Origin of the sequence: Streptomyces sp. NBC_00659 (assembly GCF_036226925.1) — a bacterium.
Taxonomy (GTDB): Bacteria; Actinomycetota; Actinomycetes; order Streptomycetales; family Streptomycetaceae; genus Streptomyces.
This window is the reverse complement of sequence record NZ_CP109031.1, coordinates 3421966-3439340: the sequence shown is the minus strand read 5'-3', so window position 1 is coordinate 3439340 and position 17375 is coordinate 3421966. Positions and strand designations below refer to the sequence as shown.

The 17375-nt window shown below is 72.3% G+C and carries 16 protein-coding genes; 13 read left to right on the top strand and 3 right to left on the bottom strand.

The window, feature by feature from the left end; translation table 11 throughout:
* Positions 1-30: 30 nt before the first annotated feature.
* The 6 genes from OG410_RS14885 to OG410_RS14860 all read left to right on the top strand — a co-directional run bounded on the left by OG410_RS14885 (position 31) and on the right by OG410_RS14860 (position 6915).
* Positions 31-423, top strand: coding sequence for a VOC family protein (locus tag OG410_RS14885; RefSeq protein WP_328452625.1), 393 nt, complete (start codon positions 31-33; stop codon positions 421-423).
* Between the two features lie 145 nt (positions 424-568).
* Positions 569-1132 (top strand): hypothetical protein, encoded by a 564-nt coding sequence (locus OG410_RS14880; RefSeq protein ID WP_329299582.1) that lies wholly within the window; start codon positions 569-571, stop codon positions 1130-1132.
* 73 nt (positions 1133-1205) lie between these two features.
* The gene (locus tag OG410_RS14875) at positions 1206-4418 is read left to right on the top strand and encodes a S41 family peptidase (protein WP_329299581.1); all 3213 of its coding nucleotides are present in this window, start codon (positions 1206-1208) and stop codon (positions 4416-4418) included.
* A gap of 108 nt (positions 4419-4526) precedes the next feature.
* A complete protein-coding gene (locus OG410_RS14870; protein ID WP_329299580.1) occupies positions 4527-4904 on the top strand; it encodes a histidine triad nucleotide-binding protein in 378 nt (125 codons plus the stop codon).
* A 6-nt stretch (positions 4905-4910) separates the two neighbouring features.
* Positions 4911-5816 (top strand): ribonuclease Z, encoded by a 906-nt coding sequence (locus OG410_RS14865; RefSeq protein WP_329299579.1) that lies wholly within the window; start codon positions 4911-4913, stop codon positions 5814-5816.
* An 85-nt stretch (positions 5817-5901) separates the two neighbouring features.
* Entirely contained in the window at positions 5902-6915 is a 1014-nt protein-coding gene (locus tag OG410_RS14860) for an adenosine deaminase (protein ID WP_329299578.1), read from the top strand.
* Between the two features lie 55 nt (positions 6916-6970).
* Here OG410_RS14860 and OG410_RS14855 read toward each other — a convergent pair whose 3' ends face one another.
* Positions 6971-8266, bottom strand: coding sequence for an MFS transporter (locus tag OG410_RS14855; RefSeq protein ID WP_329299577.1), 1296 nt, complete (start codon positions 8264-8266; stop codon positions 6971-6973).
* A gap of 433 nt (positions 8267-8699) precedes the next feature.
* On the opposite strand from OG410_RS14855, the gene OG410_RS14850 reads away from it, so the two are divergent.
* From OG410_RS14850 to OG410_RS14830, 5 genes are all read left to right on the top strand, one after another.
* A complete protein-coding gene (locus OG410_RS14850; protein ID WP_329299576.1) occupies positions 8700-9803 on the top strand; it encodes a carbohydrate kinase family protein in 1104 nt (367 codons plus the stop codon).
* A 141-nt stretch (positions 9804-9944) separates the two neighbouring features.
* Positions 9945-11003, top strand: coding sequence for a PhoH family protein (locus OG410_RS14845; RefSeq protein WP_328668973.1), 1059 nt, complete (start codon positions 9945-9947; stop codon positions 11001-11003).
* 12 nt (positions 11004-11015) lie between these two features.
* Positions 11016-11513, top strand: coding sequence for an rRNA maturation RNase YbeY (gene ybeY / locus OG410_RS14840; RefSeq protein ID WP_261702645.1), 498 nt, complete (start codon positions 11016-11018; stop codon positions 11511-11513).
* A complete protein-coding gene (locus OG410_RS14835; protein WP_329299575.1) occupies positions 11510-12814 on the top strand; it encodes a hemolysin family protein in 1305 nt (434 codons plus the stop codon). The genes ybeY and OG410_RS14835 overlap by 4 nt, the downstream gene beginning before the upstream one ends.
* On the top strand, positions 12811-13170 hold the full coding sequence (locus OG410_RS14830; RefSeq protein WP_329299574.1) for an MmcQ/YjbR family DNA-binding protein: 360 nt from the start codon (positions 12811-12813) through the stop codon (positions 13168-13170). The genes OG410_RS14835 and OG410_RS14830 overlap by 4 nt, the downstream gene beginning before the upstream one ends.
* A 27-nt stretch (positions 13171-13197) precedes the next feature.
* Here OG410_RS14830 and OG410_RS14825 read toward each other — a convergent pair whose 3' ends face one another.
* Complete coding sequence (locus tag OG410_RS14825; RefSeq protein WP_329299573.1) at positions 13198-14769, bottom strand: MFS transporter; 1572 nt, start codon at positions 14767-14769, stop codon at positions 13198-13200.
* A 141-nt stretch (positions 14770-14910) separates the two neighbouring features.
* On the opposite strand from OG410_RS14825, the gene OG410_RS14820 reads away from it, so the two are divergent.
* Both OG410_RS14820 and OG410_RS14815 read left to right on the top strand, forming a co-directional pair.
* Positions 14911-15732 (top strand): helix-turn-helix transcriptional regulator, encoded by an 822-nt coding sequence (locus OG410_RS14820; protein WP_329304130.1) that lies wholly within the window; start codon positions 14911-14913, stop codon positions 15730-15732.
* Between the two features lie 43 nt (positions 15733-15775).
* Positions 15776-16129: a cytidine deaminase gene (locus OG410_RS14815; protein ID WP_329299572.1), complete on the top strand. Its 354-nt coding sequence runs from the start codon at positions 15776-15778 to the stop codon at positions 16127-16129.
* An 89-nt stretch (positions 16130-16218) separates the two neighbouring features.
* On the opposite strand, the gene era is transcribed toward OG410_RS14815, so the two are convergent.
* Positions 16219-17211: a GTPase Era gene (gene era, locus OG410_RS14810; protein ID WP_329299571.1), complete on the bottom strand. Its 993-nt coding sequence runs from the start codon at positions 17209-17211 to the stop codon at positions 16219-16221.
* Positions 17212-17375: the final 164 nt, after the last annotated feature.

Sequence of the window (17375 nt, the reverse complement as noted above, 5' to 3'; positions counted from 1 at the left end):
CCTCACCGTCCGCACCTCACCGGGGAATTCATGGAACTAGCTCAGGTACGACTGCTCGTCTCCGACTTCGCCACCTGTTACCGCTTCTACTCCGAGGTCCTCGGCCTCAAGCCCCAGTCGGGCGCGGCCGAGGGACCGTACGAGAAGTTCAGTCCGGTCACCGGGTCGGCGGGCATCGCGCTTCAGGACCGGGCCATGATGACGGAAATACTGGGTGAGCTCGGCGACGCCGTGGCCGGACACCGGTCGCTGGTGGTGCTGCGGGTGGACGACCTCGACACCTACTGCGAACAGGTCGTCTCGCGCGGCGCGACCCTGCTGCACGGCCCGGCGCCCATGACGGAACGTATGCGCGTCGCCCACCTCAAGGACCCCGAGGGCAACCTGGTGGAACTCCAGGAGTGGCTGCTGCTGCTCGGCTGACGGGCGGTCGGAAGCCCGCCCGGGGCCGGGGAAGCGGGGACCTTACGGCTTCCCCGGCCCGCCGGGCAACTCCTTCGGGTGTTTGTGTCCCCGATGGCCGCATGCGGTCTACCGCGCGTCGCCGTGCGGTGGGACGCTGCCGTCCATGGGGGCTTTGAGGTATTTCAGAGGCCGCACGAGGCACGGGCGGGTCCTGGTGACCGTCGGGCTGGGCGCGGCCGGAGTGTTCGCGGTGACCGGGTGCCAGCCCGTGGACGGACTCAGCACCGCGACCGTGGCCTACACGACCGACCAGACGGCGACCAGCGAACTGAAACGGCAGCACGTGGACGTGCGCTGGCTCACCTGCACCGCCCGCCTGGGCGACGCCGGCAAGGCCTACACGCCGGGGAAGTCGCCGTCGCCGAGCGAGAACACCGTGGCGACCGTCGACTGCCAGGGCCAGACCGGCGACGGCCGGGACATCGTCGTCACGGGCAAGGTCACCCGTGCCGTCAACGGCGCCTGCGTACGCGGCGATCTGCGCGCCACCGTCGGCGGCAGGCAGGTCTTCCGCGTCAAGGGCCTGGGCGACTGCGACGCGGGACCCACCCCGCCGGTCACCTACCACCCCACGAACGGGCAGCCCAACCCCACCGTCACCGTCACCGTGACCCGGACGATGTGGTGCAAGGGCGACCCCACCTGCTGGCCCTCACAGGGCAAGTGACCTGCCGGGCGGTACAGGGATCAAGTGATCCAAACCCCTGTCGGGCCACGCGCGCGCTGCGTAGGGTGACCGGGTGACTGAGTCCGCAGCCTCCGCGTACATCCGGTTTCCGCATCTGCACGGCGAGTTGGTCGTCTTCACGGCCGAGGACGACATCTGGGCCGCCCCGCTCGACGGCGGGAGTCGCGCCTGGCGGGTCAGCGCCGACAACGTCCCGGTCAGCCATCCGCGCATCTCCCCGGACGGCACGACCGTCGCCTGGACGTCGACGCGGGACGGAGCCCCCGAGGTCCACGCGGCCTCCCTGGACGGCGGTCCCGCCAAACGGCTGACGTACTGGGGCAGCGCGAAGACCCAGGTGCGCGGCTGGACCCCCGACGGACAGGTGCTCGCCCTCAGCTCCCAGGGACAGGCCAGCCTGCGCCGCACCTGGGCCCGATCCGTCCCGCTCGACGGGGGCCCCGCGACGACGCTCCCGTACGGGCCCGTCGGTGATGTCGCCCACAGCGAGGGCGGTGTCGTCCTGCTGTCCGCCCCGATGGGACGCGAGGCCGCCTGGTGGAAGCGGTACCGCGGCGGCACGGCCGGCAAGCTGTGGATCGACCGGGACGGCGACGGCGAGTTCGTCCGCCTGCACGAGGACATCGACGGCAACATCGAATACCCCTTCTGGGCCGACGAACGGATCGCGTTCCTCTCCGACCACGAGGGCGTCGGGGCCCTGTACTCCTCCCTCGCCGACGGCTCCGACCTACGGCGCCACACCCCCCTCGACTCCTTCTACGCCCGCCACGCGGCCACCGACGGCACCCGCGTGGTCTACTCGTCCGCCGGTGAGCTCTGGCTCCTCGACGGCCTCGACGGCGCCGAGCCGCGCCGCCTCGACATCCGGCTCGGCGGCCAGCGCGTCGACCAGCAGCCGCACCCCGTCAGCGCCTCGCGCTGGTTCTCCGCCGCCGCGCCGGACCACACCGGACGCGGCAGCGCGGTCTCCGTGCGCGGTGCCGTCCACTGGGTCACCCACCGCTCCGGCCCCACCCGCGCGCTCGCCGCCGAACAGGGCGTCCGCGCCCGGCTGCCCCGCACCTTCCGCGCCGAGGGCGAGGAGCACGTGGTGTGGGTGACCGACGCGGAGGGCGACGACGCCCTCGAATTCGCCCCCGCCACCGGCGTCGCCCCGGGAGCCACCCCGCGACGGCTCGCCGCCGGCGCCCTCGGCCGGGTCCTCGGCCTCGCCATGGCGCCCGACGGAAGCCGCGCCGCCGTCGCCTCGCACGACGGGCGGGTACTCCTCGTCGAGCGCGAGAGCGGCGAGGTCCGCGAGGTCGACCGCAGCGAGGACGGCGACGTCACCGGCCTCGTCTTCTCGCCCGACTCCGCGTGGCTCGCCTGGTCACACCCCGGGCCGCGCCCGCTGCGCCAGCTCAAGCTCGCCAACACCACCGACCTGTCGGTGACCGAGGCGACCCCGCTGCGCTTCCGGGACTACGCACCGGCGTTCACCCTCGACGGCAAGCACCTCGCCTTCCTGTCGGCCCGCGCCTTCGACCCCGTCTACGACGAGCACGTCTTCGACCTGGCCTTCGTCGGCGGCTCCCGGCCGTATCTGATCACCCTGGCCGCGACGACCCCGTCCCCCTTCGGACCGCAGCGCCACGGCAGGCCCTTCGAGGCCCCCGACAAGGACGAGACACCCGACAGCGAGGGCGCCCCCAGCACCCGTATCGACCTGGACGGACTCGCCGACCGGATCGTGCCGTTCCCCGTCGAGGCCGCCCGCTACTCGACGCTGCGCGCCGCCAAGGACGGGCTGCTGTGGCTGCGCCACCCGGTGCGGGGCGTGCTCGGCGCCTCCCGCGCCACCCCGGACGACCCGGACCCCAAGACCGAACTGGAGCGGTACGACCTCGCCCAGCAGCGCATCGAGCACCTCGCCGCCGACGCCGACCACTTCACCGTCACCGGCGACGGCAAGCGGGTCCTGCTGTGGACCGACGGCAAGCTCAAGGTCGTCCCCAGCGACCGGCGCGCCTCGAACGACGACGAGAGCGACACGAACATCACGGTCGACCTGTCGCGGGTGCGCCAGAGCGTCGACCCGGCCGCCGAGTGGCGTCAGATGTACGACGAGACCGGCCGCCTCATGCGGGACAACTTCTGGCGCCCGGACCTGGGCGGCGTCGACTGGGACGCCGTCCTCGACCGGTACCGGCCGGTCCTGGAGCGGGTCGCCACCCACGACGACCTCGTCGACCTGCTGTGGGAGGTGCAGGGCGAACTCGGCACCTCGCACGCGTACGTCACCCCGCGCGGCGGACACCGCGGCGGCGACCTCGCCCAGGGGCTCCTCGGGGCGGACATCTCCCGCCACGAGGACGGCAGTTGGCGCGTCGACCGGATCCTCCCCTCGGAGACCTCCGACCCGGACGCGCGGGCCCCGCTCGCCGCGCCCGGCGTCGCGGTGCGCGCCGGGGACGCGATCGTCGCGGTCGGCGGCCGGCCGGTGGACCCGGTGGCCGGGCCCGCACCCCTGCTCGTCGGCACCGCGGGCAAGCCCGTCGAGCTGACCGTCTCGCCCTCGGGCGGCGGCGATCCGCGTCACGCGGTCGTCGTACCGCTCGCGGACGAGGAGCCGCTGCGCTACCACGCGTGGGTGGCCGACCGTCGCACCTACGTCCACGAGCGCTCCGGCGGCCGCCTCGGCTATCTGCACGTGCCGGACATGGTCGGCGCCGGATGGGCGCAGCTCCACCGCGATCTGCGGGTCGAGGTGGCCCGTGAGGGCCTGGTCGTGGACGTCCGCGAGAACCGCGGCGGCCACACCTCCCAGCTCGTCGTGGAGAAGCTCGCCCGGCGGATCGTCGGCTGGGACCTGCCCCGCGGTCTGCGCCCCTACAGCTACCCGGAGGACGCGCCGCGCGGCCCCGTCGTCGCCGTCGCCAACGAGTTCTCCGGCTCCGACGGCGACATCGTCAACGCGGCGATCAAGGCGCTCGGCATCGGACCCGTGGTCGGCACCCGCACCTGGGGCGGCGTCATCGGCATCGACAGCCGCTACCACCTCGTCGACGGCACCAGCGTCACCCAGCCCAAGTACGCCTTCTGGATGGAGGGGTACGAGTGGAACGTCGAGAACCACGGCGTCGATCCCGACGTCGAGGTCGTCCAGGCGCCGCAGGACCACGCGGCCGGCCGTGACACCCAGCTCGACGAGGCGGTCAGGATCGCGCTGGCCGCCCTGGAGGAGAACCCGGCGAAGACCGCGCCCACGCTGCCGCCTCTGTGACCTTCGCCCGGCGGGGCGTACGGCGGGGCGAGTCCCGTGCGAGCCGTCCGCACCGCCGGGCCGCTAGCATGCGGAGGTAATGATCGGCTGGCGTGAGGAGGCACACGCATGGCGCAGGAGCCGAGGCGGGACACGGGCGGGCAGCCGCAGGACGACTGCCTGTTCTGCAAGATCGTGGCGGGGCAGATCCCGGCGACGCTGGTGCGCGAGAGCGACACGACGGTGGCGTTCCGCGACATAAACCCTCAGGCGCCGACCCACATCCTGGTCATTCCCAAGGTGCACTACCCGGACGCGGCGTCTCTCGCCGCCGCGGAGCCCGCCGTCGCGGCGGACGTCCTGCGCGAGGCCGGCGAGGTCGCGGGCGAGGAGAAGCTGGAGAGCTACCGCGTCGTGTTCAACACGGGCAGCGGTGCCGGCCAGACCGTCTTCCACGCGCACGCCCACCTCCTGGGCGGCCGCGGCATGCAGTGGCCCCCCGGATAGCCGGCCTTGTCCGCACGTGAACTGGTGGTCCTCGGCACCGCCAGCCAGGTTCCGACCCGGCACCGCAACCACAACGGCTATCTGCTGCGCTGGGACGGTGAGGGTCTCCTCTTCGACCCCGGCGAGGGCACCCAGCGCCAGATGCTGCGTGCCGGGGTCGCCGCGCACGACCTGCACCGCATCTGCGTCACCCATTTCCACGGCGACCACGCGCTCGGACTCGGCGGGGTGATCCAGCGCATCAACCTCGACCGCGTTCCGCACGAGGTGACCGCGCACTACCCGCTCTCCGGGCAGCACTTCTTCGAGCGGCTGCGGTACGCCACCGCCTACCGCGAGACCGTCCCGCTGACCGAGGCGCCGGTCGCGGACGACGGTGTCCTCGTGACGACCCCCGCGTACACCCTGGAGGCGCGCAGGCTCTCCCATCCCGTCGAGTCCTTCGGGTACCGGCTGGTCGAGCCGGACGGGCGGCGGATGCTGCCGGAGCGGCTCGCGGAGCACGGGATCAAGGGGCCCGACGTCGGGGTGCTGCAACGGGAGGGCTCACTGCGGGGCGTCACCCTGGACGACGTCAGCGAGATCCGGCGGGGACAGCGGTTCGCGTTCGTCATGGACACCCGGCTGTGCGAGGGAGTGGACGCGCTCGCCGAGGGCTGCGACCTGCTGGTCATCGAGTCGACCTTCCTCGACGGGGATCACCGGCTGGCCTCCGACCACGGGCATCTGACGGCAGGCCAGGCGGGCCGGGTGGCCAAGGAGGCGGGGGTGCGGCATCTCGTCCTCACCCACTTCAGCCAGCGCTACGCCGACCCCGGCGAGTTCGAGCGCGAGGCCCGCGCGGCGGGGTTCGACGGGGAGCTGACCGTGGCGCACGACCTGGTGCGGGTGCCGGTCCCGAAGCGGCACTGAGGACACGGCGGACAGGGGCCGGGACGCCCGGTGCCGGGAAGGTGCCGTTTTCGATACCTCGGGGGAGGGGCCGTACGATGCTTCGATGTCCCTCCCCAAGGCTGAACTGCACCTGCACATCGAAGGCACTCTCGAACCCGAGCTGGCCTTCGCGCTTGCCGCGCGCAACGGCGTCACCCTGCCGTACGCGGACACCGAGGAGCTGCGCGAGGCGTACCTCTTCGACGACCTCCAGACCTTCCTGAACCTGTACTACGAGCTCATGGCCGTCCTGCGGACGGAAGCGGACTTCGCCGACCTGGCCGACGCCTACCTCGCCCGCGCGGCCGCGCAGGGCGTACGCCACGCGGAGATCTTCTTCGACCCGCAGGCGCACATAGCCCGGGGCGTGCCGATGGGGACGGTCGTCGAGGGGTTGTGGCGGGCGCTCGGGCGCAGCGAGGAGACCCACGGCGTCTCCACCCAGCTGATCATGTGCTTCCTGCGCGACGAGTCCGCGGAGTCCGCCATGGACACCCTTGAGGCCGCGAAGCCCTACCTCGACCGGATCGTCGGCGTCGGCCTCGACTCCGCCGAGGTCGGCCACCCGCCCGTCAAGTTCCGCGCGGTGTACGAGGCCGCCGCCGGGCTGGGGCTGCGGCGCGTCGCGCACGCCGGCGAGGAGGGGCCGCCCGCGTACATCACCGAGGCCCTCGACATCCTCGGCGTCGAGCGCGTCGACCACGGGCTGCGCTGCATGGAGGACCCCGAGCTCGTCGAACGGCTGGTCCGGGAACGGGTGCCGCTGACCCTGTGCCCGCTGTCGAACGTGCGGCTGCGCGCCGTGGACGTCCTGGCGGAGCACCCGCTGCCCGCCATGATGGACGCCGGGCTGCTGTGCACGGTCAACTCCGACGACCCCGCCTACTTCGGCGGGTACGCCGGCGACAACTTCGGCGCCGTGCGCGAGGCCCTCGGCCTCGGCGAGGAGCGGCTGCGGGAGCTGGCCCGCAACTCCTTCGAGGCGTCCTTCCTGGAGCACGACGAGGAGCGGCGCGCGCGGTACATCGCCGAGGTCGAGGCGTACGAGTTCCCCCAGGGCCTGTCAGACAGGCCCTAGCCCGTCGAGCGCCCGCCCACCTCCCCTCCTCGGGGCGGGCGGGCGCTCGCGGGAGTCAGACGCTCACGGGGCCGGACGCGGGCGCGGCCGCCGTGTGCAGGGGCCCCGCGGTGCCGTACGCCTTCCGCTGGGCGGGCACGCCCTCCAGCGGGATCTCGACCACGGGGAGTTCGGCCACGGGGATCTCCACGACGGGGAGTTCCGTCACGGGGATCTCGACGATCTGGCCGGCGCGGCGCGGGCGCAGGGCCACGAGCGTCATCGGGACGCCGACCAGCAGCAGACCGGCCGCCAGGACCGTTCCCATCGCCGGGTAACCCGCCGACGCGGACAGCAGGCTGCCGGTGAGCGGGCCGCACGCCGTGCCGAGCGAGGAGGCGGAACCGACGAGGACCGCCCACCGGCCGCGCGGGTCCATGGACGCGGCGAGGCCGATCACGTACGACAGCACGACCGGGTACAGCGCGTTCCAGGCGATCTCGCCCGTCGCGAAGGACGTCAGATCGGTGGCCGCCGCGCTCAGCGCGATGCAGCCGGCGATCAGCGCCGTGCCCAGACCGATCGGCAGCGCCCGGCCGAGTCGCGGGCCGAGGGCGCCCGCGCCGATCGTCCCGAGCAGTCCGGCGCCGAGCGCCACCGCGAAGACCGCGCCCACCTTCACCTCGGTGAGCCCCGCCTGCGTCAGGCCTATCCGGCCGCTCACGCCCCACAGGGAGTTCTGCGCGAGGGACCAGAAGAGCATGGCCCCGGCGAGGAGCAGGCCGGAACGGCGGTGCGGGAGCGGGGCGGTGACGCGCACGGCGCGGTCGGCCGGCGCGCGGGCGGGAAGCCGTCCCGTCAGGCACAGCGCGAGCAGCGCCGTGCAGGCGATCGCGGCGAGCGGGAGACCGTGCCCCGGGCCCAGACGGGGGATGGTCAGGTACAGCGCGCCCGCGAGGCCGGAGACGCCGAGCAGACCCAGCGTGGTGACCCGGTGGGGATCGCGCCGGCCGGCGATCCCGGTCGCGGCGACCGTGGTGGCCGTACCGGAGCCGAAGCCGCCGACGACCGCGCCGGTGACCACCAGGGGGACGGCCGCCGAGAGCGCGGCGGCACCGAAGCCGGCGGCCGCGAGGAGCAGCCCGGCGCGGGCCAGCGCGCGCGGGCCGAAACGGTCCACGCGGGAGGCGAGCAGGAATCCGGCCGAGGCCGAGCTCAGCAGCAGGACGCTGCCGACGGCTCCGGCCTGGGTGGCCGACAGCGGGAGTCCCGCGTCGAGGCGGCCGACGGTGGTGGGGAGCAGATACGCGGCGAGGTACCCGGCCGTGAAAAGGGCGACGAGGGGCCAGGGCGTGGGGGTGCGGGCGGACACGGGCGTTCCCAGGGCAGGCGAGAGCGGCTCAAGAAGAGAGGGGGAGGGGCGGCTGTCGACGGACAGGAACGCGCGGGCAATTTGTATCAAGGTGGGGGTCCGCGAAGAAGGCGTGACGGTGTGATCTGGGGCACTTCTCGTTTGCGGAGGCGGAGCCGGGGTAGCCGCGCTCCCTTCGGGGTGCCGGGCGCGAAGCGGAGCCCGTCGCCGGGCCGCTGCCCTCGCCGTGCGCGCGGGCGGACGCGGAGGCGTTCGGGCAGGTGAGCGGGCCGGAGCGGGCCCCGGACGCGGGACGGGCGGGCCACCGGGCGCGCGGCGGGCGGAACGTGCCCCGGCCGCCCCACGGGACCACGGATACCCCCGCGTGAAGCACGGCCCGCGTGGCCGGTGTGGTGCACACTGGCCAGATCCGCACCACCCCAGGGAGCGCACCGTGATCAACGGCGAGGGACCGTTCCTCCAGGCCCATGTCGACCCGCTCGCCGGGCTGCGCACGGCCGGCGACCCGCCCTGGGACGTCTACCTGACCGGCACGGTCTTCCTGGACATCATCTTCACCGGGCTCGATTCCGCCCCGGTGCGCGGCACCGAGTCCTGGGCGCGGGGCATGGGTTCGAGCCCCGGCGGCGTCGCCAACATGGCGACCGCCCTCGCCCGGCTGGGCCTGCGGACCTCCCTCGCCGCCGCCTTCGGCGACGACCACTACGGCGAGTACTGCTGGGACGCCCTGGAGCAGGGCGAGAACATCGATCTTTCGGCGTCGCGGACCGTGCCCGGCTGGCACTCGCCGGTCACCGTGTCGATGGCGTACGAGGGCGAGCGGACCATGGTCAGCCACGGGCACGAGGCACCCACGGAGGAGCCCGCGCCGGACTCCCCGCCGCACGCGCGTGCCGCCGTCGCCTCGCTGACCCCGGGGGTCACCGCGCCCTGGATCGAGCAGGCCGCGAGCCGGGGCACCCGGATCTTCGCGGACGTCGGCTGGGACGACACCGGCCGCTGGGACCTGGCGGGCCTCGCCGATCTGGCGCACTGCGAGGCGTTCCTGCCGAACGCCGAGGAAGCCATGCGCTACACCGGCGCCGACTGCCCCCGCGCGGCGGCGCACGCGCTGGCCGAGCACGTGCCGCTGGCGGTCGTCACCCTCGGCTCCGACGGCGCCTACGCCGTGGACGGGCGCTCCGGGGAGAGCGCCGAGGTCCCGGCGATCGCCGTCGAGGCACTGGACCCCACCGGCGCCGGGGACGTCTTCGTCGCCGGCTTCGTCACGGGGACCCTGGCCGGCTGGCCGCTCGCCGACCGGCTCGCCTTCGCCGGGCTGACCGCCGCGCTCTCGGTCCAGGAGTTCGGCGGATCGCTGTCGGCGCCCGGCTGGTCGGAGATCGCAGCCTGGTGGCGCCGGGTCCAGTCGGTCGCCGACCAGGATCCCGCGGCCCTGAGCCGGTACGCCTTCCTGGAGGGCCGGCTCCCCGAGGTCACCCGCCCCTGGCCGCTGCGCCGGGCGGTGCCGACGATCGGTTTCGGCCGCTCGGCCTGAGCGTCCTCATGTCACGACCTCGTCACCACGGGAAAAGCCCTACGGGTCCGTGAGCGCCGCGACGTACGCTGGGAAACGCAAGGCTGCCCGTGTGGCAAGCGTGCCGACCGAGGAGGATACGCAGGCCTACAGAGCCGGCCCATGACTCAGACACCCACAGCTCACGGCCCCGCTCAGGGGCAGGCACGCGCGCACTTCACCGTCCCGGCCAAGCACCCCATGGTGACCGTTCTGGGTTCCGGAGACTCGCTGCTGCGCGTGATCGAGAAGGCCTTCCCGGCGGCCGACATCCACGTCCGGGGAAACGAGATCAGTGCGGTGGGCGACGCCGGTGAAGTCGCGCTCGTCCAGCGCCTGTTCGACGAGATGATGCTGGTGCTCCGCACGGGGCAGCCCATGACGGAGGACGCAGTGGAACGCTCGATCGCCATGCTCAGGGCGAGCGAGAACGGGGAGGGCGACGGCCAGGAGACTCCGGCCGAGGTGCTCACGCAGAACATCCTGTCCTCGCGAGGCCGCACCATCCGCCCCAAGACGCTCAACCAGAAGCGCTACGTCGACGCCATCGACAAGCACACCATCGTGTTCGGCATCGGCCCCGCCGGTACCGGCAAGACGTACCTCGCCATGGCGAAGGCCGTCCAGGCGCTCCAGCACAAGCAGGTCAACCGGATCATCCTGACCCGCCCGGCGGTCGAGGCCGGCGAGCGGCTCGGATTCCTGCCCGGCACGCTCTACGAGAAGATCGACCCGTATCTGCGCCCGCTCTACGACGCGCTGCACGACATGCTCGACCCGGACTCGATCCCGCGCCTGATGGCCGCGGGCACGATCGAGGTCGCGCCACTCGCGTACATGCGCGGCCGCACCCTGAACGACGCCTTCATCATTCTGGACGAGGCCCAGAACACGAGCGCCGAGCAGATGAAGATGTTCCTCACCCGGCTCGGCTTCGACTCGAAGATCGTGATCACCGGTGACGTGACGCAGGTCGACCTCCCGAGCGGTACGAAGTCGGGTCTGCGGCAGGTCCAGGACATCCTGGAGGGTCTCGACGACGTCCACTTCTCGCGGCTCACGTCCCAGGATGTCGTCCGGCACAAGCTGGTCGGCCGTATCGTCGACGCGTACGAGAAGTACGACAGCGAGAACGGCACCGAGAACGGCTCCCACAAGAGCCGGGGCCACAAAGGGAAGTAGACCAGCACCGCCATGTCGATCGACGTCAACAACGAGTCCGGAACCGAGGTCGACGAGCAGGCGATCCTCGACATCGCCCGCTACGCGCTCGCACGGATGCGCATCCACCCGCTCTCCGAGCTCTCGGTGATCGTCGTGGACACCGACGCCATGGAGCAGTTGCACATCCAGTGGATGGACCTGCCGGGTCCGACGGACGTCATGTCCTTCCCGATGGACGAGCTGCGTCCGCCGTCGAAGGACGACGACGAGCCGCCGCAGGGGCTGCTCGGCGACATCGTGCTCTGCCCCGAGGTCGCCGAGCAGCAGGGCAAGGACGCCCCGACGCAGCACACCATGGACGAGGAGCTCCAGCTCCTCACCGTCCACGGCGTGCTGCACCTCCTCGGCTACGACCACGAGGAAGCCGACGAGAAGGCCGAGATGTTCGGCCTTCAGGCCGCCATCGTGGACGGCTGGCGTGCGGAGAAGGGCATCACGGGTCCGTCTCCGGCCCCGACCGTGTCATGAGCCCACAGCTGGTCATCGGTGCCATCGTGCTGGTCGTCGTCGCCTGGCTCGCCGCCTGCGCGGAGGCGGGCCTCGCGCGTGTCTCCAGCTTCCGCGCCGAGGAAGCGGTCCGCGGCGGCCGGCGCGGCAGCGCCAAACTCGCCCAGGTCACCGCGGACCCGACGCGCTATCTGAACGTGGCGCTGCTGGTCCGCGTGGTCTGCGAGATGGCGGCCGCCGCGCTCGTCGTCTTCGCCTGCCTCAAGGAGTTCGACAAGACCTGGCAGGCCCTGGCCGTCGCCATCGCCGTCATGGTCCTCGTGTCGTACGTCGCGGTCGGTGTCTCGCCGCGCACCATCGGCCGCCAGCACCCGCTGAACACCGCGACCGCGGCCGCCTACGTCCTGCTGCCGCTGGCCCGGATCATGGGCCCGATCCCGCCGCTGCTGATCCTCATCGGCAACGCGCTCACCCCCGGCAAGGGGTTCAGGCGCGGCCCGTTCGCCTCCGAGGCGGAGCTGCGGGCGATGGTCGACCTCGCAGAGAAGGAGTCGCTCATCGAGGACGAGGAGCGCCGCATGGTGCACTCCGTCTTCGAGCTCGGCGACACCCTCGTGCGCGAGGTCATGGTGCCCCGCACCGACCTCGTCGTCATCGAGCGCTACAAGACGATCCGGCAGGCCCTCACCCTGGCCCTGCGCTCGGGCTTCTCGCGCATACCCGTCACCGGCGAGAACGAGGACGACATCGTCGGGATCGTCTATCTCAAGGACCTGGCCCGCAAGACCCACATCAGCCGCGACGCCGAGTCCGAGCTGGTGTCCACGGCCATGCGGCCGGCCACGTTCGTGCCGGACACCAAGAACGCCGGCGATCTGCTGCGCGAGATGCAGCAGGAGCGCAACCACGTCGCCGTCGTCATCGACGAGTACGGCGGCACGGCCGGAATCGTCACCATCGAGGACATCCTCGAGGAGATCGTCGGCGAGATCACCGACGAGTACGACCGCGAGCTCCCGCCCGTCCAGGACCTCGGTGACGACAGTTTCCGGGTGACCGCCCGCCTCGACATCGGCGACCTCGGGGAGCTGTACGGCTTCGAGGCCTACGACGACGAGGACGTGGAGACCGTCGGCGGGCTGCTCGCCAAGGCACTGGGACGCGTACCCATCGCCGGCGCCTCCTCGGTGGTCGAACTGCCCGACGGACGCCGGCTGGGGCTCACCGCGGAGGCCGCCGCAGGCCGCCGGAACAAGATCGTCACGGTGCTCGTCGAGCCGGTCGGCCCGGCCGGGCCTCCTCAGGAGGACAAACCGGAGTGACCCCGCAGCAGCTGCGCGCGTTCTGTCTGTCCTTCAACGCCGCCGTCGAGGACTTCCCCTTCAACCCCGAGACCTCGGTCTTCAAGGTGCTGGGCAAGCTCTTCGCGCTGACGAACCTGGACGCGCGCCCGCTCAAGGTCAACCTGAAGTGCGACCCGCAGGACGCGATCCGGCTGCGCGAGCAGCACCCGGGACTGATCGTCCCCGGCTATCACATGAACAAGCGGCACTGGAACACGGTGACCGTCGACGGCGAGCTCCCGGACCGCCTGGTCCGGGAGCTCGTCGAGGATTCGTACGATCTCGTCGTGGCCGGTCTGCCGCGGGCCGAGCGGCTGCGCCTCGACCGTCCCTGACCGACCCCTCGCGGTCCGGCGCCGCCCTCAGCGGGTGCGTGCCGCGCCCTGCCGCCCGAGTCCGACCGCGACCAGCGCGGCCGCCGCGAGCACGATCGCCGCGTCCAGGGCGAGAACGGTGTGGACGCCGGCCAGCAGGTCGTCCGACGTGGTCGCGAGGACTCCGAGGAGCGGGATGCCGACGGTGATGCCCACCTGCTGGGTGGAGGTCACCAGCCCGGTGGCCAGGCCCTGCTCCTCGTCGGGGACGCCCGAGGTGACGGTCAGGCCGTACGAGATGATCGCGCCCAGGTGGAACATGCTGGCCAGCGACACCCCGGCGGTGGCGATCCAGACCGACCAGGTGTGCGCGTTCAGCAGCAGCATCCCCGCCACGAACAGGCCCTGGCCCGCCAGCGAGCCCGCCAGGGTGCGCCGGGCGCCGAAGCGGCCGATGACCTTCGGGGCGTACATCCCGGCGACCGCCGACAGCGCGCCCTGCGCGCCGAAGACCAGGCCGGTCTCGAAGGCCGAGAGTCCGAGCGTCTCCTGGAGGTACAGGGTCAGCGCGAAGACGACCGTCGACATCATCGAGAAGGTGACCAGGCCGCCCAGGTTGCCCCATGCCACCGTGCGGCGGCGCAGCATCCTCAGGCTGACGAGCGGGGCGTCGGCACGGGACTCGATCCGGACGAAGGCGCCGAGCAGCAGCACGCCCAGGGCGAGCGTCGTGACGACGTCAGCGCCGCCGAAACCGCGGTCCGCCGCCGTCGAGAGCGCGTAGATCAGGGCCAGCAGGCCACCGGTGACGGTGACCGCGCCGGGGATGTCCAGGCGCGGTCGGTCCGGGGCACCGGCACCGGCCGCGTCCGTGTGCCGCGGGCCGGACGAGGGCAGCAGGCCGGTGGCGAGCGGCAGGACGACCAGCGCGAACAGCGACAGCAGCCCCATCGTCGAACGCCAGCTCAGCACGTCGGTCAGGACGCCGCCCGCGACCATGCCGACGGTGAAGCCCAGCGACAGGAGCGTGCCGGAGATGCCCAGGGCGCGGTCCCGTGCGGGACCCTCGGGGAAGGTCGTGGTCAGCAGCGACATGCCGGTCGGCACGATCGCCGCCGCGCCGAGCCCCTGCAGGGCCCGTCCGGCCAGGAACGACGCCGGGTCCCAGGCGAAGGTCGCGAGCAGCGAGGCCGTCCCGAACACGGTCAGCCCGGCGAGGAAGAGCCGCCGGCGGCCGAACAGGTCACCGATACGGCCGAAGAGGAGCAGGAAGCCGCCGGAGGGCAGCGCGAAGGCGGTGACCGCCCACTGGAGCGCGGACGGGCTCATGCCGAGGTCCCGGCCGAGCACGGGCAGCGCCACGTTCAGGACCGAGAAGTCCAGCGCGACCATGAACTGGGCGGCGCACAGCACGAAGAGCACGAGGGCGTCGCGCCGCGACAGGCGGTCCGGGCGCGGTGGCCGGCCGTCCTCCGGGCGGGCGGCGGAAGCGGTGGAGGTGTCGGCCCGGGGGCCGTTCGTGGTGCCCGGATCGATGCCCGGCGTGCCGGTGCCGGGGGTGCGGGCGGTGGACTCCGCGGTCGTCTTCGTGGTCGTGTCTGTGGTCGTCTCTGCGGTCATGGCAAGAGCGTGCGGCGGCCGGAATATCCGTGGGGAGCCGCAACTTATGCTGGTGGCCGCACCACCAGTCACCGAAGGGGGAGACACGTGGCGGAGGATGCGACGAAGACCCAACGGCGCCCGGAACTGCGCGAGTTCCTGATGAGCCGCCGGGCACGGGTGTCACCGGCCGAGGCCGGGCTCCCGGACGGCGGCGCCCGCCGCCGCACACCGGGGCTGCGCCGCGAGGAGGTCGCCGTCCTCGCGGGCGTGGGTGCCTCCTGGTACCAATGGCTGGAGCAGGGGCGGGACATATCCGTGTCGCCGCAGGTCCTGGACGCCGTAGCCCGCGTGCTGCGGCTCAGCAACACCGAGCGGCGCCATCTGTACACCCTGGCCGGACTGAACCCTCCCGCGCCCGAAGTCGCCCCCGGGGACCGGGACATGTGCGACGGGCTGCGGCGGCTGATCGACACGTGGATGCCGTTTCCGGCGCACATCATGGACCCGTACTACAACTGCGTCATGTACAACGACGCGGCCGCCGTGGTCCTCGGCATGCGTCCGGAGAACACCCAGAACTGCATCGTCGACTTCTTCACCGACCCGCTCTACCGGGGCCGTTCGCGCACCTGGGAGCACAACGCCCGTACCGTCGTGGCCCAGTTCCGCGCGTCGTGCGCCGCCGCGCCGGACGACGAGGGGCTCCGCGAGGTGCTGGCCCGGCTGACCGAGGCCAGCGCCGAGTTCGCGGAGCTGTGGGAGCGGCGGGACATCGAGGACGCCGGGCAGATCCGCAAGGAACTCGACCATCCGCTCGTGGGACTGCTCGCCGTCGAGTCCACCGCGATGAAGGTGCCGGTCCGGCCCGACCTCACGATCGTGCTGCACACGCCGCTGCCGGAGGCGAACACGGCCGCGAAGCTGGAGTGGCTCGCCTCGCCCGAGGGGCGCCGGGGGTCGATGTATCCGGTGGCCGGCTGACCCTTCGGAGGGAGAGGGCACCGGCACTTCGTATGCTCTGGTCATGACCGACAGCAGCGCGCTCGACCCCGAGGACCGCAAGATCGTCACCCTGGCCCGTTCCGCGCGGGCCCGCAACGGTGTGCCCGAGGGCGCGGCCGTTCGCGACGAGACGGGACGTACCTACGTCGCCGGGACCGTGGAGCTGGAGTCCTTGCGGCTGAGCGCTCTGCAGACGGCCGTGGCGATGGCCGTGGCGTCCGGGGCGAAGTCCCTGGAGTCGGCGGCCGTGGTGTCCGAGGCCGGGGCCGTCGCCGACGCGGACCGCGCGGCCGTACGGGATCTCGGCGGGCCCGCGACGCCGGTGCTGCTGGCCGGGCTCGACGGTGCCGTGCACACGACGGTGACCGCGGGCTGAGAACGGTCTCCCCGGGGCGGAGTCGACTCACTCCCCCCGGGGCGGAGCTGCCCCCCGGGCGGAGCTGATTCCCCCGGGGCGGAGCCCTCTCAGAAGCCGAGCTTGCGGAGCTGCCGGGGGTCGCGCTGCCAGTCCTTGGCGACCTTCACGTGGAGGTCGAGGAAGACCGGCGTGCCCAGCAGGGCCTCGATCTGCTTGCGGGACTTGATGCCGACGTCCTTCAGGCGCTTGCCCTTGGGGCCGATGATGATGCCCTTCTGGCTGGGGCGCTCGATGTAGACGAAGGCGTGGATGTCCAGGAGCGGCTTGTCGGCGGGGCGGTCCTCGCGCGGCAGCATCTCCTCGACCACGACGGCGATGGAGTGCGGAAGCTCGTCGCGGACGCCCTCCAGGGCGGCCTCGCGGATCAGTTCCGCGATCATGACCTGCTCGGGCTCGTCCGTCAGGTCGCCCTCGGGGTAGAGGGCGGGCCCCTCCGGAAGCAGCGGGACGATCAGGTCCGCCAGCAGACCCACCTGCGAGTCGCCGACCGCCGACACCGGGACGATCTCGGCCCACTCGAAGCCGAGCTCCCGGCCGAGCTGGTCGATCGCGATGAGCTGCTCGGCGAGCGTCTTGCTGTCGACGAGGTCGGTCTTGGTGACGATCGCGATCTTCGGCGTCTTCTTGATCGACGCCAGTTCCTTCGCGATGAAACGGTCACCCGGGCCGAGCTTCTCGTTCGCGGGCAGACAGAAGCCGATCACGTCGACCTCCGCCCAGGTCGTGCGGACGATGTCGTTGAGCCGCTCGCCCAGCAGGGTGCGCGGTTTGTGCAGGCCAGGGGTGTCGACGAGGATCAGCTGCGCGTCGGGCCGGTGCACGATGCCGCGCACGGTGTGACGCGTGGTCTGCGGCTGGTTCGCGGTGATCGCCACCTTCTGGCCGACCAGAGCGTTCGTGAGGGTGGACTTGCCCGCGTTGGGGCGGCCCACGAAACAGGCGAAGCCGGCACGGTGGTCGCCCACCGCATCGAGGGGGCGGGAGGTGCCCCCGTCCTCGGACGGCTCGGATGACTGGTTGCGAACGCTCATGGCGCCCATTGTCCCTGATCGTCGGGCGCCCGCCGTACCAAGGTGTTCGACAGCCGTGAAGCGGTCGCCCCCGCACGCGTGAAGCGATCATTCCGGTTCATGCGCGAGAGGCGTTCCGGAGCCGTGGGCCATGTGTCCTCACGGTGAGGAATCGGAAATGACGGCGCAATGAA

Bases quoted from the DNA above. Each gene is read 5' to 3' on its own strand.
- OG410_RS14885 (WP_328452625.1), top strand. From the start codon at position 31: ATGGAACTAGCTCAGGTACGACTGCTCGTCTCCGACTTCGCCACCTGT.
- OG410_RS14880 (WP_329299582.1), top strand. From the start codon at position 569: ATGGGGGCTTTGAGGTATTTCAGAGGCCGCACGAGGCACGGGCGGGTC.
- OG410_RS14870 (WP_329299580.1), top strand. From the start codon at position 4,527: ATGGCGCAGGAGCCGAGGCGGGACACGGGCGGGCAGCCGCAGGACGAC.
- OG410_RS14860 (WP_329299578.1), top strand. From the start codon at position 5,902: ATGTCCCTCCCCAAGGCTGAACTGCACCTGCACATCGAAGGCACTCTC.
- OG410_RS14845 (WP_328668973.1), top strand. From the start codon at position 9,945: ATGACTCAGACACCCACAGCTCACGGCCCCGCTCAGGGGCAGGCACGC.
- ybeY (WP_261702645.1), top strand. From the start codon at position 11,016: ATGTCGATCGACGTCAACAACGAGTCCGGAACCGAGGTCGACGAGCAG.
- OG410_RS14835 (WP_329299575.1), top strand. From the start codon at position 11,510: ATGAGCCCACAGCTGGTCATCGGTGCCATCGTGCTGGTCGTCGTCGCC.
- OG410_RS14825 (WP_329299573.1), bottom strand. From the start codon at position 14,769: ATGACCGCAGAGACGACCACAGACACGACCACGAAGACGACCGCGGAG.
- OG410_RS14820 (WP_329304130.1), top strand. From the start codon at position 14,911: ATGAGCCGCCGGGCACGGGTGTCACCGGCCGAGGCCGGGCTCCCGGAC.
- OG410_RS14815 (WP_329299572.1), top strand. From the start codon at position 15,776: ATGACCGACAGCAGCGCGCTCGACCCCGAGGACCGCAAGATCGTCACC.
- era (WP_329299571.1), bottom strand. From the start codon at position 17,211: ATGGGCGCCATGAGCGTTCGCAACCAGTCATCCGAGCCGTCCGAGGAC.